This is a genomic window from Actinomycetospora corticicola, from assembly GCF_013409505.1.
Classification (GTDB): Bacteria; Actinomycetota; Actinomycetes; order Mycobacteriales; family Pseudonocardiaceae; genus Actinomycetospora; species Actinomycetospora corticicola.
The window spans coordinates 2,501,473-2,517,028 of sequence record NZ_JACCBN010000001.1; the positions used below are offsets into that span (position 1 = coordinate 2,501,473).

Annotated in this window: 13 protein-coding genes; 4 read left to right on the plus strand and 9 right to left on the minus strand. The window is 74.0% G+C overall.

Translation table 11 applies throughout. The features are described 5' to 3' along the window. Positions 1–37: 37 nt before the first annotated feature. The 3 genes from BJ983_RS12050 to BJ983_RS12060 form a co-directional block, all read right to left on the minus strand. Entirely contained in the window at positions 38–2,881 is a 2,844-nt protein-coding gene (locus BJ983_RS12050) for a vitamin B12-dependent ribonucleotide reductase (RefSeq protein ID WP_179794000.1), read from the minus strand. A gap of 95 nt (positions 2,882–2,976) precedes the next feature. Beyond that, the gene (gene nrdR, locus BJ983_RS12055) at positions 2,977–3,465 is read right to left on the minus strand and encodes a transcriptional regulator NrdR (RefSeq protein WP_179794001.1); all 489 of its coding nucleotides are present in this window, start codon (positions 3,463–3,465) and stop codon (positions 2,977–2,979) included. 393 nt (positions 3,466–3,858) lie between these two features. Further along, positions 3,859–4,194 carry a LysM peptidoglycan-binding domain-containing protein gene (locus BJ983_RS12060; protein ID WP_179794002.1) on the minus strand — a complete coding sequence of 112 codons (336 nt, stop codon included), beginning with the start codon at positions 4,192–4,194 and terminating at the stop codon, positions 3,859–3,861. 479 nt (positions 4,195–4,673) lie between these two features. Here BJ983_RS12060 and lexA point away from each other — a divergent pair, with 479 nt between their 5' ends. Continuing rightward, entirely contained in the window at positions 4,674–5,456 is a 783-nt protein-coding gene (lexA, locus tag BJ983_RS12065; protein WP_179794003.1) for a transcriptional repressor LexA, read from the plus strand. Here lexA and BJ983_RS12070 read toward each other — a convergent pair. The 4 genes from BJ983_RS12070 to miaA all read right to left on the minus strand — a co-directional run bounded on the left by BJ983_RS12070 (position 5,453) and on the right by miaA (position 9,875). Next, a complete protein-coding gene (locus BJ983_RS12070; protein ID WP_218890238.1) occupies positions 5,453–6,352 on the minus strand; it encodes an NHL repeat-containing protein in 900 nt (299 codons plus the stop codon). The two genes, lexA and BJ983_RS12070, sit on opposite strands and share 4 nt — an antisense overlap. A gap of 122 nt (positions 6,353–6,474) precedes the next feature. Then, a complete protein-coding gene (hflX, locus tag BJ983_RS12075; RefSeq protein ID WP_246326126.1) occupies positions 6,475–7,905 on the minus strand; it encodes a GTPase HflX in 1,431 nt (476 codons plus the stop codon). Positions 7,906–8,080: 175 nt separating this feature from the next. Beyond that, a complete protein-coding gene (gene dapF / locus BJ983_RS12080; protein ID WP_179794005.1) occupies positions 8,081–8,944 on the minus strand; it encodes a diaminopimelate epimerase in 864 nt (287 codons plus the stop codon). Positions 8,945–8,954: 10 nt separating this feature from the next. Further along, complete coding sequence (gene miaA / locus BJ983_RS12085; protein ID WP_179794006.1) at positions 8,955–9,875, minus strand: tRNA (adenosine(37)-N6)-dimethylallyltransferase MiaA; 921 nt, start codon at positions 9,873–9,875, stop codon at positions 8,955–8,957. Between the two features lie 142 nt (positions 9,876–10,017). Between miaA and BJ983_RS12090 the strand changes: the two genes are divergently transcribed. Continuing rightward, complete coding sequence (locus BJ983_RS12090) at positions 10,018–11,802, plus strand: DUF349 domain-containing protein (protein WP_218890241.1); 1,785 nt, start codon at positions 10,018–10,020, stop codon at positions 11,800–11,802. An 81-nt stretch (positions 11,803–11,883) separates the two neighbouring features. Here the strand turns inward: BJ983_RS12090 and BJ983_RS12095 are convergent, their stop codons facing one another. Beyond that, positions 11,884–12,321, minus strand: a complete 438-nt coding sequence (locus BJ983_RS12095) for a VOC family protein (RefSeq protein ID WP_179794007.1) — start codon at positions 12,319–12,321, stop codon at positions 11,884–11,886. A 38-nt stretch (positions 12,322–12,359) separates the two neighbouring features. Between BJ983_RS12095 and BJ983_RS12100 the strand changes: the two genes are divergently transcribed. Together BJ983_RS12100 and BJ983_RS12105 are read left to right on the plus strand one after the other, a co-directional pair. Beyond that, positions 12,360–13,100: an SDR family NAD(P)-dependent oxidoreductase gene (locus BJ983_RS12100; protein WP_179794008.1), complete on the plus strand. Its 741-nt coding sequence runs from the start codon at positions 12,360–12,362 to the stop codon at positions 13,098–13,100. Positions 13,101–13,141: 41 nt separating this feature from the next. After that, positions 13,142–15,139, plus strand: a complete 1,998-nt coding sequence (locus tag BJ983_RS12105; RefSeq protein WP_179794009.1) for an HNH endonuclease signature motif containing protein — start codon at positions 13,142–13,144, stop codon at positions 15,137–15,139. On the opposite strand, the gene BJ983_RS12110 is transcribed toward BJ983_RS12105, so the two are convergent. Then, entirely contained in the window at positions 15,133–15,555 is a 423-nt protein-coding gene (locus BJ983_RS12110; RefSeq protein WP_179794010.1) for an NUDIX domain-containing protein, read from the minus strand. The genes BJ983_RS12105 and BJ983_RS12110 overlap by 7 nt on opposite strands. Position 15,556 lies beyond the last annotated feature (1 nt).

A 15,556-nucleotide genomic window follows, 5' to 3' on the forward strand; every position in this document is an offset into this window, starting at 1 on the left:
GGGCGCTCGACCCTCCCACTCCGTCCCGGGTGCCGGACTAGCTGCAGCCGCTGGTGGAGCCGCAGCCCTCGCAGACGTAGCAGGAGCCGGCGGGCCGCATCTTGGTGCCGCAGGTCAGGCACAGCGGCGCGTCGGCCGCCTTGCCCTGCTGCAGCTCGAGCAGCTCGGTCGAGCTGCCCACCGAGATGTCGGCCTTGCGCACGCCGGCCGGCTTGGCGGGCTCGTCGGCCGCGTCGACCGTCGTGCGGAGCTCCTCGACGACCTCCACCGGAGCGGCCGGGGCCTGCCCGTAGTCGTTCGCCACCTGCGCGGTGCGCTCGTCCGCCGAGAAGATGCCGAGCTGCGCCCGCTTCTCGTAGGGCAGGTGGTCGAGGGCGATCCGGCGGAACAGGTAGTCGACGATGCTCGTCGCCATCCGCACGTCCGGGTCGTCGGTCATGCCCGCGGGCTCGAAGCGCATGTTCACGAACTTCGACACGTAGGTCTCCAGCGGCACCCCGTACTGCAGCGCGATGGAGATCGCCATCGAGAACGCGTCCATGACGCCGGCGAGCGTGGACCCCTGCTTCGACATCTTGACGAAGATCTCGCCGAGGCCGTCGTCGGGGTAGGAGCCCGCCGTCATGTAGCCCTCGGCGCCGGCGACCGCGAACGACACCGTCTCGCTGGGGCGCTTCTTCGGGAGGCGCTTGCGCACCGGGCGGTGGTCGGTGGTCGCGACCTCGGCGCCGGTGGTGGACTCCGCGGTCGACCCGCCGGTCTTGCCGGCCGACAGCGGCTGCCCGACCTTGCAGTTGTCGCGGTAGATCGCGAGCGCCTTGAGCCCGGACTTCCAGGACTCGAAGTAGATCTCCTCGACGTCCTCGACGGTGGCCCGCTCGGGCATGTTCACCGTCTTGGAGATCGCGCCGGAGATGAACGGCTGGACGGCCGCCATCATCCGCACGTGGCCCATCGGCGCGATGGCCCGCTCACCCATGGCGCAGTCGAAGACCTCGTAGTGCTCGGGACGCAGGCCCGGGGCGTCGACGACGTGGCCGTGCTCGGCGATGAACTCGACGATCGCCTCGATCTGCTCGCCCTGGTACCCGAGGGCCTCCAGCGCGCGCGGCACCGTCTGGTTGACGATCTGCATCGAGCCGCCGCCGACCAGCTTCTTGAACTTGACCAGCGAGAAGTCCGGCTCCACCCCGGTGGTGTCGCAGTCCATCATGAAGCCGATGGTGCCGGTGGGGGCGAGCACGCTGGCCTGCGCGTTGCGCCACCCGTTGCGGGCGCCGATGTCCAGGCCGTCCTGCCACTGCTTCGTGGCGGCGTCGCGGATCCGGGCGTCCTCGCGGTGCAGCGTGCGGATCGCGTCGTTCGCCGCGGCGTGCTTGCGCATGACCCGACGGTGGGCGTCGGCGTTGCGGGCGAACCCGTCGTAGGGCGCGACGGCGCCGGCGAGCTCGGCGGAGCGCCGGTAGGCGGTGCCGGTCATCAGCGAGGTGATCGCCGCGGCGAGCGCTTGGCCGCCCGCGGAGTCGTACGCGTGGCCGGTGGCCATCAGCAGCGCACCGAGGTTGGCGTAGCCGATCCCCAGCTGCCGGAAGGCCCGGGTGGTCTCGCCGATCTCCGGCGTCGGGAAGTCGGCGAAGCAGATGGAGATGTCCATCGCGGTGATGACGAGCTCGACCGAGCGCGTGAAGCCCTCGACGTCGAAGCGGCCGTCGTCGCCCAGGAACTTCATGAGGTTCAGCGAGGCGAGGTTGCAGCTGGAGTTGTCCAGGTGCAGGTACTCCGAGCAGGGGTTCGACGCGGTGATGCGACCGGACTCCGGCGAGGTGTGCCAGTCGTTGATCGTGTCGTCGTACTGCAGGCCCGGGTCGGCGCACTCCCACGCCGCCTCGGCCATCTGGCGGAACAGGCCCTTGGCGTCGACGGACTCGATGACCTCGTGCGTCATCCGGGCGCGGAGCCCGAACTGCCCGCCGGACTGCACGGCCCGCATGAACTCGTCGGTGACCCGGACCGAGTTGTTGGCGTTCTGGTACTGCACGGAGGCGATGTCGGCGCCGCCGAGGTCCATGTCGAAGCCGGCGTCGCGCAGGACGCGGATCTTCCTCTCCTCGGCGCGCTTGGTCTCGACGAACTCCGCGATGTCGGGGTGGTCGACGTCGAGCACGACCATTTTCGCGGCCCGCCGGGTCGCCCCGCCGGACTTGATCGTCCCGGCGGACGCGTCGGCGCCGCGCATGAACGAGACCGGGCCGGAGGCGGTGCCGCCGGAGGAGAGCAGCTCCTTGGAGGAGCGGATGCGCGAGAGGTTGAGGCCGGCGCCGGAGCCGCCCTTGAAGATCAGCCCCTCCTCGCGGTACCAGTTGAGGATCGACTCCATGGTGTCGTCCACGGAGAGGATGAAGCAGGCGCTGACCTGCTGCGGCGAGGCCGTGCCGACGTTGAACCAGACCGGCGAGTTGAAGCTGAAGTACTGGTGCAGCAGCATCCAGGTCAGCTCGTCGGAGAAGATCTCCGCGTCGGCGGGCGTGGCGAAGTAGGCGTGGGTGCGGCCCGCCTCGGTGTAGCTGCGCACCACGCGGTCGATCAGCTGGCGCAGGCTCGACTCGCGCTGCGGGGTGCCGACCGCCCCGCGGAAGTACTTGCTCGTGACGATGTTCGTGGCGTTCACCGACCACGTCGAGGGGAACTCGACGCCGCGCTGCTCGAAGTTGATCGAGCCGTCGCGCCAGTTGGTCATGACGACGTCACGGCGCTCCCACTCCACCCCGTCGTACGGGTGGACCCCCTCGGTGGTGTGGACGCGCGTGATCGACAGGCCCCGACCGGCCGCGCCGTCCGGCGCGCCGCTCGTGCTCGTGCCGGACCCGACGGTCTCCGTCATGCGTTCCTCGCCTCCTGCACCGGGGACGCTTCCCCACGATCCGGTGCTCCGTAATCCCCGACTCATCGACCGGCGTCGCCGCCGGCCCTGTTCGATCACACTGATTCGTGCTCTGTTCCCTGGTCCTCCGGCTCCGCGGCGAGCCGACCCCGGAGGTCGGCGATCTCGGCCTCGAAGTCGGCCACGCAGGAGAAGTTCCGGTAGACGCTGGCGAACCGCAGGTAGGCCACGGCGTCGAGCTCCCGCAGCGGACCCAGGATCGCCATCCCGACCTCGTGGCTCGGCACCTCGGCCGTGCCCGACGCCCGCACCGTCTCCTCCACCTGGTGCGCCAGCAGGGCCAACGCGTCCGGGTCGACCGGACGGCCCTGGCAGGCGCGGGCCACCCCGCGCACGACCTTGTCGCGGCTGAACGGCTCGGTGACCCCGCTGCGCTTGACCACCGCGAGCACGGCCTCCTCGACGGTGGTGAACCGCTTCCCGCACGCCGTGCAGGAGCGGCGGCGACGGATCGCCTGCCCCTCGTCGGCCTCGCGCGAGTCGACGACGCGCGAGTCGTCGTTGCGGCAGAACGGGCAGCGCACCCGGTTCTCCTCTCGCCCGGCCGGACGGCCTGTGGATGGACGGCCTCCCCGCGTACCGCCTGGGGACACCGCTGTGGACCAGACGCTCCCGGGGTGTGGATTCGGGGGCGCCGCCGGTGGAAGAACCACCGACCTCGGTGGAGCGATGCCCGGATCCTGTGCGGGACCCTGTGGACAACGCCTCACCTGCACACACAACCTGTGGACTAACTACACGCATGTAACCACAAGATGTTGGGGCGGGACGCTAGCGACACCCGAGAGAGCGGTGCAAGCCGGATCCCCCCGTCCGGGGACGCCCGCGGCGAGCGGCTCCCTCGGGCGCCGGGCGGCCGTGTGTGGTGCCGGTGAGCGCACGCGTGGGTGACACGGCGACGCCACCCCGTCGGCGGCTCAGGGGGCGGCGGGGACCACGAGGGGGCGACCGGGAGTGACCAGGGACGACGAGAGGTGGTTCGCGTCGCGGATGCGCTCGACCACCGCGCTCCGCTCGGAACCCGGCGCCACCCGGGCCGCCACGTCGAGCAGGGTCTCCCCCGGCGCCACGACCGTGACCGCCGTACCGGCGGGCACCGGCGCTACGGGACCGGCCGGGCCGACGACGTCCGCACCGAGCCGGACCACCAGGGCCAGCAGGCCCACGAGCAGCGCGGCGAGCACGACCGCCGCGACGGTCCGTCGCCGGCGCAGCACCACCGCAGGCGCGGGAGCGACATGAATCACATCCATGCAATTCACCCGCCCGACGGAGGCCGGGAGCGGCGTCGCGGGGACCACCAGCGCGGCCGGGCGACCGGCCGGGCGGCAGGCGTCGCGCCGGGGCGCCGGACGGGTCGGGACACCGGCGACCGACCGCCCCGTGGGCCGCACACGACCGGGTGACCGACTGCCCCACCCGGCGTCGACACCCCCGGTGACCTGCGCGGGAACCGCAGCGGGACCGACGGCCGCGGACCGCGGCCGGACCGGAGTCGGAGAGCTCATCGGGCACCTTCTTCCATCGCACAGGCGTTCGATCGAACGTCTGTGCGATGTCTAGCACCGACCCCCGACAACGTCGACGTACCGACCGGCGTGTCCTTCGAACACGTGTTTGATCCGTCGCGCACTCGGCGCTACCTTCTCCCACGGGAGCACGCAGCGTCACCGTCCCGGCCGACCACGGCCGGCCCGACGCCGGGCTCACGCTTCGAACCGAGGAGGACGCCATGACCGGTCGCCGACGCGACGGGACGCCCGACCCGCCCGGGACCGACGCCGAGGCCGCCGGGGTCGCCACGGCCGTGACCGCCGAGGTGCACGCGTTCCCCGACCGGGAGCCCGAGCCCTCCGCCTCCGGGGCGCCCGCCCTGACCCCGCGCCAGCGCAAGGTCCTCGAGGTCATCCGCGACTACATGGACCGCGTCGGCTACCCGCCCAGCGTCCGCGAGATCGGCGACGCCGCGGGCCTCACCTCCACCTCCTCGGTGGCGCACCAGATGAAGGTGCTCGAGAAGAAGGGGTTCCTGCGCCGCAACGCGAGCCGGCCCCGCGCGCTCGAGGTCTTCATGCCCGAGGAGCTCGACCCCGAGTTCGGCGGCGGCTCCGAGACCGAGGGGGTGCGCGCCGACCGGCCGACGCCCTCCTACGTCCCGGTGGTCGGCCGCATCGCCGCCGGTGGGCCGATCCTCGCCGAGCAGGCCGTCGAGGACGTCTTCCCGCTGCCCAAGGAGCTCGTCGGCGAGGGCTCGCTGTTCCTGCTCAAGGTCGTCGGGGACTCGATGATCGAGGCCGCCATCACCGACGGCGACTGGGTGGTCGTGCGCCAGCAGCCGAACGCCGAGAACGGCGAGATCGTGGCCGCGATGCTCGACAACGAGGCCACGGTGAAGACCTACAAGCGCAAGGACGGCCACGTCTGGCTGCTCCCCGCCAACGAGGCCTACGAGCCCATCCCCGGCGACGAGGCCACGGTGCTCGGCAAGGTCACGGCGGTCCTGCGACGGCTCTAGGGTCGCCGCCGGCGCCGCCGCGCCAGGAGCAGCCCGCCGACGACGACCGCGAGCGCACCGAGCGCCACGGCGGCGATCACGGTCCCGCGTCTGTCCCCGGACCCGTCCGGTGGCGCGCCGACCTGCGCCCGTGGCGCGGGCGACGTCGACACGGGCGGCACCGGGAACCCGTACAGCCGGGCCGTGGGTGCGCCGTCCGGTGACTCCCCCGCCGACAGCAGCGAGCCGTCGGCGCCGAACGCGAGCGCCTCGCCCTGCGGCTCCCCGGGCAGCGGGACCGGTGTCGGTGTCCCCTGCAGCCCGGCGATCACGTCGTCCGCCGTCGGGCCGCCGACCGGGAAGAGCCATGCGTCGGTGTAGGTGCGCAGTGCGGCGGTCCGACCGTCCTCCGCCAGGGCGCCGCCCGTGATCAGCCCGCGGCCGAGGAAGCTCACCGGCCCGCCCTCCGTGGTCGACGACGGGAGCCGCACCTCACCCGCCGCCCGCAGGGCCAGGGGCTCGGCGGAGGCGTCGGGGAGTGGGCGGTCGGTCGTGTAGACGCGGCCGAATCCACCGCCCTCCTTCGTGACGATCACCGGCCGTCCGTCGGCGGGCAGCAGCAGCGCCTCGGCGTCGTGCGGGCCGTCCGGGTAGGCCAGCCGCACCACCGTGCCCGTCCCCGAGCGCGGGACCCGGATCAGCGCCACGGTGGACCGTTCCCGGTCGTTGTCGCCGACGTCGGCCAGCCACAGCGTCCCGTCTGCGCCCCGCGCCAGGTCCTCGACGTCCCGGCCCCGCACCCCGACCGGCCGGGCCGAGGCCACGGAGCAGTCGGGGCGCAGCGTGTACACCACGGTCGCGTTCCCGCTGTCGTTCACGACGACGGGTCCGGCCGGCGTCACCGCCAGCCCGGACACCTCCGCGAGCCGGTCGTCGCTCAGCGCGCAGTCGACCGACGGTGTGGCGTCACTGGCACTGGGTGCAAGCAGCGACGCATTGCCTGCACCCAGGAGACCTGCCGTCAGGAAGAGCTCGAGGATCAGGGGACCGGCACCGGGACGGCCGCCTCGGTGACGGCCGCGGCCAGCTCCGAGGACACCCGGGCGTGCAGCACGGTGCCCTCCGCGACGTGCCGCTCGTCCAGCACCTCGCCCTCGGCGTGCACCCGCGCCACCAGGGCACCCTCGGTGTAGGGCAGCACGACCTCCACCTCGACCTCCGGGCGCGGGAGCGCCTCGGCGATGCGACGACGGAGCAGGTCGATGCCCTCCCCCGTGCGGGCGGACACGAACACGGCGCCGGACAGCGTGGCGCGCAGCTGCGCGATCGCCATCGGGTCGGCGTCGTCGACCTTGTTGACGACGAGCAGCTCGGGCGGCGTGGGCAGCGCGCGCTGGGGGTCGTCGCCGCGGGACGGCGGACGCGGGGCCTCGGGGTCCTGCCCGATCTCGGCGATCACCTCGCGGACCGCGGCGATCTGGTCGAGCGCGGCGGGGTCGGACCCGTCGACCACGTGCACGATGAGGTCGGCGTCGCCCACCTCCTCGAGCGTCGACCGGAAGGCCTCCACGAGCTGGTGGGGCAGGTGCCGGACGAAGCCGACGGTGTCGGTGAGCGTCGCGACGCGTCCGTCGGCGGTCTCCCACCGGCGGGTCGTCGGGTCGAGGGTGGCGAACAGCGCGTCCTCGACGAGCACGCCGGCGTCCGTGATGGCGTTGAGCAGCGAGGACTTGCCGGCGTTGGTGTACCCGGCGATCGCCACGGCCGGGACGTCCCGACGACGGCGGCGGTCGCGCTGGGTGTCGCGCACGGTCTTCATGCCCTCGAGCTCGCGGCGCAGCTTCGCGATCCGCTGGTGGATGCGCCGCCGGTCGGTCTCGAGCTTGGTCTCACCGGGGCCACGGGTGCCGACGCCGCCGCCGGCGCCACCACCCGCACCACCACCCTGCCGGGACATCGACTCGCCCCAGCCGCGCAGGCGGGGCAGGAAGTAGCGGAGCTGGGCCAGCTCGACCTGCGCCTTGCCCTCCCGGGAGCGGGCGTGCTGGGCGAAGATGTCGAGGATCAGGGCGGTCCGGTCGACCACCTTGACCTTGAGCTTCTCCTCGAGCTGCCGCAGCTGACCGGGCGAGAGCTCGCCGTCGGCGATCACGGTGTCCGCGCCGGTGGCCTGGACCGTCTCCTTGAGCTCGGCGACCTTGCCGGAGCCGACGAAGGTGGCCGGGTCGGGCGAGGAGCGGCGCTGGACGAGTCCGTCGAGGACCTCGGAGCCGGCGGTCTCGGCGAGGCGCGCGAGCTCGACCATCGAGGCGTCCGCCATCGCGGCGTTGCCCGTGGTCCACACGCCGATCAGCACGACGCGCTCGAGGCGCAGCTGCCGGTACTCGACCTCGGTGACGTCGGTGAGCTCGGTGGACGCGCCGGTCAGGCCGGGGACGCGCCGCAGGGAGGTGCGCTCCTCCAGCTCCATCGTCCCGGTCGTGACGTCGGGAGCGGGCTCCAGGTCGACGTCGTCGTCGAGACGGATCGGTCGACCGACGGGACGGGGGTCGGGGGACGCGGCGGGGCGGGCGTGTGCAGGTTCAGTCATCTTGTCTCCACTGTCCCACGACGCCGGGCGCCTCACCACGTCTTATCGACGGCTGCTACGCGCGCGCCACCTGCGCCACCCGGGTGAACGCGTACGGCTCGGTGTCGGAGCCGCCGAGCTCGACCTCGCCGCGGGCGATGAGGACGGCCGGGCCGGTCAGCGTGGTCGTGCCGGCCTCGACGCCCACCTGCAGGACCCCACCCGGCGTCGTGACCGTGACCGTCCCGGTGTCCCGCCCTGCGGCGCGCAGCCCGGCCACGGCGCCGGCCACCGTCCCCGTGCCGCAGGACCGGGTCTCGCCCGAACCGCGCTCGTGGACCCGCAGGCGCGTCGCCAGGCCGTCGGTCAGCGGGGACAGGAACTCGACGTTGACCCCGTGCGGGAAGAGGGCCGGGTCGTACCCCGGGGCGACGGTGAGGTCGAGCGCGTCGACGTCGGCGCCGGTGACGCAGGCGAGGTGCGGGTTGCCGACGTCGACGGCGATGCCCGGGAACGACGTCACCGACCCGACCGGGCCCGCCGTGGACGGCACGATCGCGGTCGACTCCGCCCCGATCCGGGCCGGGCCCATGTCGACGGTGACCTCCCCCTCGCCGACGGTCACGTGCCGCAGCCCGGCCCGGGTGGCGACGTCGAACTCGCGCCCGGACTCGAGCCCGGCCTCCACCAGGTAGCGGGCGAACACCCGGACCCCGTTGCCGCACATCTCGGCGATCGAGCCGTCGGCGTTGCGGTAGTCCATGAACCACGTCGCGCCCGGGTCCTCGGACGGCGCCACCCGCAGCACCCCGTCGGCCCCGAGGCCGCGTCGGCGGTGGCACAGGGCGCGGACGGCCGCGGGGCCGAGGTCGAGACGGGCGTCGGGGTCGGGCAGCAGCACGAAGTCGTTCTCCGTGCCGTGGCCGAGGACGTACTCCATGCGCCCCAGCCTACGAACCGTCGCGCAGTGCGGTGAGCACCTCGTCGACGAGCGTGGGCGACGCCGCGTCGAACCACCGCACCCGGTCGTCGCGCCGGAACCACGAGCGCTGGCGGCGCACCAGCCGACGCGTGGCGACGACGATCCGGCGGCGGGCCTCGGCGAGCTGCGCCGCCCCGTCGTCGGGAAGGGGCAGGACCTCGAGGAGCTCCCGGTAGCCGACCGCGCGGGACGCGGTCTCCCCCGCGCGCAACCCGCGGGCCTCGAGCGCCCGGACCTCGGCGACGAGCCCGGCGTCGAACATCACGTCGACCCGCGTCGCGATCCGCGCGTCGAGCTCGGCGGTGTCGCGGTCGAGGCCGACGAGCAGCGTGTCGTGGCGGGGGCGTCCGGGCCTCGGCAGGCTCGCGGCGAAGGGGCGCCCGGTGAGCTCGACGACCTCCAGCGCCCGCACGATCCGGCGGCCGTTGCTGGGCAGGATGGTCGCAGCCGCGTCGGCGTCGACGCCCGCGAGCCGACCGTGCAGCACGCCCGGCCCGACCTCCGCGAGCTCCGCCTCGAGCCGGGCCCGCACCGCGGGATCGGTGCCCGGGAAGGCGAGGTCGTCCAGGAGCGCCTGCACGTAGAGGCCCGATCCGCCCACCGCGATCGGGGTGCGGTCCCGACGACGGGTCGCGTCGACCGCCGCCCGCGCCGCGCGCTGGTAGGCCGCGACCGACGCGGTCTCGGTGACCTCGAGGACGTCGAGCAGGTGGTGCGGCACGCCGCGGCGTTGGGCGACGGGGAGCTTCGCGGTGCCGATGTCCATCCCGCGGTAGAGCTGCATGGCGTCGGTGTTGACGATCTCGCCGTCGAGACGTTCGGCCAACGCCAGGGCGAGGTCGGACTTCCCCGTGGCGGTGGGCCCGACGAGCGCGATCGGCCTGGTCATCGAGGCCATGGTCCCGTGGGGCGCCGGAGGACGCGTGGGGCGGGTGGGGTGCCGCGACATCGAGTCGTCGCTGGTCGGGGGTGCGGCACCGCCGGGATTGCTGTTTGAATGCCCCGACGATCCAGCGGGAGGTGTGCGGCGCATGGCCGACGAGCAGGTCACGGGGGTGGCCGGCGCGGTCCCGGGTGCGAGCGGGGCGACGGACGACGTGACGGAGAACGTGACGGGTGACGTGACGGAGAACGTGACGGACGACGTGGCGGGGCAGGAGTCGGTGAGCGACGGGGGCGACGGGCAGGTGGACGCGCCCGAGCCGGACGAGCAGGTGCAGATCTCCCCCGCCGCGGTGGCCGTGGACGACCCCGAGCCCTCGTCCTCCGAGGCGGCGCCGGACGTGGCGGGCCCCGGCCTGACCTCCGACGAGCCCGTGCCCGCGACCTCCGGCGACGCCCTCGTCACGGTGTCCCCCGCTGCGGTGGCCCCGGACGACGCGACCTCCGAGGACGCCGCCGCCGACGACGCCTCCGGGGCCGTGGACCGCGCCGCGCCTCCCGTGCCCGCCCCCGGTCCGCCGCCCGGCGCGCCCGAGGTGCCCTCCGTCCCCCCCGGCGTGGCCGCGGTCCACGACCAGGCCGACGGCAGCACCGACGGCTCCGAGCGACCCGTCCCGGCGAGCCCGGCGTCGGAGTCCGCCGAGCTGCCCACCGTGCCCGCCGCGACCGACGACCCCACCCAGTGGGGCCGCGTCGACCCCGACGGCACCGTCTACACCGTCGCGCCCGAGGGCGAGCGCGCCGTCGGGTCGTGGCAGGCCGGGGATGCCACCGAGGGGCTGGCCCACTTCGCCCGCCGCTTCGACGACCTCCGGACCGAGGCCGACCTCCTCGTCCGCCGCCTGCAGACCGGACGCGGCGACGCGGCGAACGTGCTCCGCAGCGCCACCGTCCTGCGCGAGCGGCTCGACGTCGCGTCCGTCGTCGGGGACCTGCCCGGCCTCGTCGTGCGTCTCGACGCCGTCATCACGGCCGCCGAGCAGGCCGGGAAGGCCGAGAAGACGGCCAAGGCCGGCGCGCGCGACCAGTCCGTCGCGCGCAAGGAGGCGCTGATCGGCGAGGCGGAGACGCTCGCCGAGGAGACGACGCGCTGGAAGCACGCGGGCGACCGCTTCTCGGCGATGCTCGAGGAGTGGAAGACGATCCGCGGGATCGACCGCAAGACCGACGACGCGCTCTGGAAGCGCTTCGCGAAGGCCCGCGAGACCTTCACCCGCCGTCGTGGGGCGCACTTCGCCGAGCTCGACCGCGAGCGGGCCTCTGCGAAGGCGCGCAAGGAGGAGCTCGTCGTCGAGGCGGAGTCGCTGCAGTCCTCGGAGGACTGGGGCGCGACCGCCGGGCGCTACAAGGAACTGATGACCGAGTGGAAGGCGGCCGGGCGGACGTCGAAGGACGCCGACGACGCGCTCTGGGCCCGCTTCCGCGGGGCGCAGGACGCGTTCTTCTCCCGCCGCTCGGCCACGTTCGACGCCCGCGACGCCGAGTTCACGCAGAACGCCACGGCCAAGGACGCCCTCCTCAAGGAGGCCGCCGCCATCGACCTGTCCGACACCGACGCGGCCCGCGCCGCGCTGCGCTCCGTGCAGGAGCGGTGGGACCAGATCGGCAAGGTCCCGCGCGAGCGGGTGCGGGAGTTCCAGAACCGGCTCAAGGAGGTCGAGGACCGCGTCCGCGCGGCCGTCGACAAGCGCTGGTCGCGCACCGACCCGGAGAAGGAGGCCCGCGTCGGGCAGTTCCGGGAGCGCGTCGAGGCCTACGAGGCGCAGGCCGCGAAGGCCCGGGCCGCCGGGGACGAGCGCCGGGCCAAGGAGGCCGAGCAACAGGCGTCCACGTGGCGCGAGTGGCTCGCCGCCGCGGAGCGGGCGACGGGCTGACCCTCCCCCGGTCTTGAACGAGCGGCTCTCGCCGCTTCTCGCTGTCAGAGAGTGCCGTTCGTTCCTCCGGGGAGTCGCCGATCAGTGGCCGTCGTCCGGCGTCCCGGGCGCCACGAAGATGCAGAAGGGGTGCCCGGCCGGATCGGCGTAGACGTACAGCGGCTCGTCCTCGTCGTCGGAGCGGTCGAGCAGCAGGGTCGAGCCGAGGCCGAGGGCGCGCCGGTGCTGCCGCTCCAGGTCCTCCATCGTCGGGACGGTCAGGTCGAGGTGCACCCGCTGGTGCCCGCTGGGCCAGTCGACGGGCGGGAGCTCCGCCACGGGCTGGACGGCGAGCACCGGCATCCCGCGTTCGTCGCGCAGCGCGAGCCACTCCTGCGCCTGCCGGTCCGGTCCGCCGTCGGTCGGGGGTTCGTCGCCGATCCGGTACCGCAGCCCGAGCAGCTCCCGGTAGAACTCGGCGATGCCGCGAGCGTCCACGGCATCGAGCACGGTCTGGCGCAGGATCGGGTGGTCCACCATGGGCCCACCATGCCGGTGGGGTCTGACAGTCTCGACCCATGGCCTCCGTCGTCGTCACCGGAGCCGGGCGCGGCGTCGGTCGGGCGATCGCCGAACGGCTTCTCGTCGACCACACGGTGATCGCGGTCGACCTCGACGCGGACGCGCTCGCGGAGGTCGACGGAGTGGTCGGCGTGGTCGCGGACGCCTCCGACGAGGAGGCGATGCAGGAGGCCGCCGGCATCGCCGAGCGCGTGTCCCCCCCGGTGGGCTGGGTCAACAACGCCGCGATCTTCCGCGATGCGGACCTCACCGACGGTTCGCCCGCGGTGCTCGACCTCGTCGTCGCCAATCTGGCACCCGCCGTCGTCGGCACATCGGTCGCCGTCCGCCACTTCCTGACGACGGGTCGGGCCGGCTCGATCGTCACCGTCTCGAGCCATCAGGCGCAGCGGGCCGTCCGCGGTGCGCTGCCGTACGCGACGGCGAAAGCCGCGGTCGAGGGCCTCGTCCGTGCCGCCGCGGTCGATCACGGCCCCGACGGCATCCGAGTCAATGCGGTCGCCCTCGGGTCGATCGAGACGGAGCGCTCGGAAGCTCATCGGGCCGGGCTGTCGGATCCCGCCGACTTCGACCGTCAGATCGCGGCCCTGCACCCGCTCGGTCGGATCGGGCGGAGCGCAGAAGTCGCCGACGTGGTGGCGTTCCTGCTGTCCGATGTGGCAGCGTTCGTCTCCGGCGCCGTGCTGCCCGTGGACGGTGGCCGGGCCGCACAGGGACAGGACCCGGAGGCCCGCTGATCCGGCCGTGATTGTCGGACCCTCGAACTAGTATTCGAACCATGGCCGCCGTCCTGCTCACCGAGACCCCGGGCGGGGACCCGTTCGCCGGGGTCCCCGCCGGGCCGGCGCTCGCTGAGGCGCTGGCGGCGGTGACGGTGGCCGACCTGCCCGGCGAGCAGGTCGCGGCGTGGCTGCGGGCGAGTTTCCGGCAGCGCAACCACGACGACGCGGTGTTCCTCGACGCGGTCCGCCAGACCTGCCGCTCCCGCGCCGGGACGTGTCGTCGGGTGCTCGACGACGGGTTCGCGCCGCGGGTCGTCGCGGCCAATCTGGGCTGGTCGGCGATCACCGCCTCGGCCCGCTACGGGCTGGCGCTGTTCGTGCTCGACGCCCACCCCGCCCTGGGCGCGGCGATGTCCAGCGGTGAGCTGGAGCAGCGCAAGGCCGAGATCTTCGAGGCGGCCACCGAGGGCCTCGCCGACCACCAGATCGCCGAGGTGATCCGGATCGTGCTGCCCGAGGCGCCGGGGCTGGCCTACCAGGCGCTGCGGGAACGGATCCTCGAGGTCGCCCGCGCCCTGGACCCGGCGTGGGCGGCGGCACGGCTCGCGGCGGCGGTCGCCCGGGCGCGGGTGGCGACCCGCCCCTCACCGTCCGGGGCGGTCGACCTGTGTGGCTACGACCTGCCCCCCGACCTGGCCCAGGACGCGAAGGCCCACCTCGACGCGCTGGCCGGGCCGGTGCAGGCGCGGCTGGCGTTGCTCGGGGTCGACCTCGGGATCGGGTTCATCTCCGCCCGCATCTTCACCCGGCTGCTCGACGGCACCCTCGCCGGACTCGACGACCCGGGCGTGCAGGACGCCATCGTCACCGAACTCGACGGCGGCGGTGCGCCCGACGACGGCGGGGCGGACCCCGACGACCAGGGACCCGATGACCAGGGACCCGATGACCAGGGACCCGACGATCGGGGACGCGACGGTCACGGACCCGAGCGCAGCCCGGACGGCGGACCGCAGCGCCCCGACGACAAATCCCCGGACGACAGCAACCCCGACGACGGTCCCTCCAACGACGGCCCGCCCGACGACGGCCCGCACACTCCGCACGACAGCGACCCTGACGACGGGGACGGCCCGTCGGCCGAGGAGCCGGCCCCGGACACTCCGCCCGACAACGAGCCCGCGTCCGGCAGTTCCGCCCGCGGTGGGCCGCCGCGCGAAGCGGTGGTCGAGCCCTACCCCGCCGAGGTGGCGCTGCGGATGCGGCTGTCCACCCTGCTCGGCCACGACGACCACCCCGCCGAACTACCCGCCCTCGCCGGCACCCTGCCCGAGATCGCCCGCCGCCGCGCCCACGACCTCGGCGCCGCCACCTGGCAGATCCTCGTCCACGACGACCACGGCCACCTCACCCACGTGCTCTCCCTACGCGCCCCACCCCACGCCGACCGCGACCCCCGACACCGCCGACGCACCGTGCAGATCACCGCCCATGCGGCACTGCTCGACACCCTCGACCCGCCACGCGACCCGTGGCTGGCCGCGCTGCTCGCCGCCTACCACCGATCCCGCGACGCCCCACCCGACGAACACCCCGCCACCACCGGCCGCGACAGCGACCGACGCCTCCCCGGCGCCGCCCTCGCCCGCTGGATCGACGCCCGCGACCCCGTCTGCGTCGCCCCCGGCTGCCGCACCCTCGCCCGCCGCTGCGAACACGACCACACCCGCGACTGGCAGGACGGCGGCCGCACCCGCGCCGACGGCCTGGCCAACCTCTGCAAAGCCGACCACCGCGCCAAACACGCCCGCGGCTGGACCCACGACCAACCCGCCCCCGGCCGGTTCACCATCACCGACCCCACCGGCACCGTCCACCACACCGAGAGCCGCATCGTGCGCCCCCTACCCGACCCTGCCCCGGCCGAACACCCCCACGACCGACCCGACCACGTATCGAGGACCGCCGGCGGCACCCTCGACTACCTCCGCGCCACCCGCGCCGTCCGCCGAGCGACGCCGACACCCAGCGAGGACGACGACCCGCCCTACTGACCGGACGACAGGAGCTCCAGGAGCCCCTCCGGGTACAGGACGGCGCGGCCGGCCACCACGTCGCGGAGCGGGAGCCACCGCACCGGCGTGCCCTCGTCGAGGATCGGACCCGGATCGGGGCGGTCGTAGAAGGCGGGGTCGGCGATCGACGCCGTGTAGAGCACCACGATCTCGTGGCCCGGACGCCCCTCGAACTCGAACACGTTCTCCAGCACGCCGACGCGCGCGACGTCCGTCAACGCCACGTCGAGCTCCTCGCGGAACTCCCGGTGCAGCGCCTGCTCGGAGAGCTCCCCGAACTCGATGCCCCCACCGAGCGGCCGGTAGAAGGTGTGGCCCCGGACGGCGTCGTGGCCCTCGAGCACCAGCAGGTCGTCACCGCGCCGCACGATGCCCAGCACGAGCGGACGGATCACG

What these genes read in the sequence shown, in the direction of transcription:
- hflX (WP_246326126.1), bottom strand. Translation starts at nt 7,905, where the DNA reads ATGGAGCTGGAGGAGCGCACCTCCCTGCGGCGCGTCCCCGGCCTGACC.
- lexA (WP_179794003.1), top strand. Translation starts at nt 4,674, where the DNA reads ATGACCGGTCGCCGACGCGACGGGACGCCCGACCCGCCCGGGACCGAC.
- dapF (WP_179794005.1), bottom strand. Translation starts at nt 8,944, where the DNA reads ATGGAGTACGTCCTCGGCCACGGCACGGAGAACGACTTCGTGCTGCTG.
- BJ983_RS12090 (WP_218890241.1), top strand. Translation starts at nt 10,018, where the DNA reads ATGGCCGACGAGCAGGTCACGGGGGTGGCCGGCGCGGTCCCGGGTGCG.
- BJ983_RS12060 (WP_179794002.1), bottom strand. Translation starts at nt 4,194, where the DNA reads ATGGATGTGATTCATGTCGCTCCCGCGCCTGCGGTGGTGCTGCGCCGG.
- BJ983_RS12050 (WP_179794000.1), bottom strand. Translation starts at nt 2,881, where the DNA reads ATGACGGAGACCGTCGGGTCCGGCACGAGCACGAGCGGCGCGCCGGAC.
- miaA (WP_179794006.1), bottom strand. Translation starts at nt 9,875, where the DNA reads ATGACCAGGCCGATCGCGCTCGTCGGGCCCACCGCCACGGGGAAGTCC.
- BJ983_RS12105 (WP_179794009.1), top strand. Translation starts at nt 13,142, where the DNA reads ATGGCCGCCGTCCTGCTCACCGAGACCCCGGGCGGGGACCCGTTCGCC.
- BJ983_RS12100 (WP_179794008.1), top strand. Translation starts at nt 12,360, where the DNA reads ATGGCCTCCGTCGTCGTCACCGGAGCCGGGCGCGGCGTCGGTCGGGCG.
- BJ983_RS12095 (WP_179794007.1), bottom strand. Translation starts at nt 12,321, where the DNA reads ATGGTGGACCACCCGATCCTGCGCCAGACCGTGCTCGATGCCGTGGAC.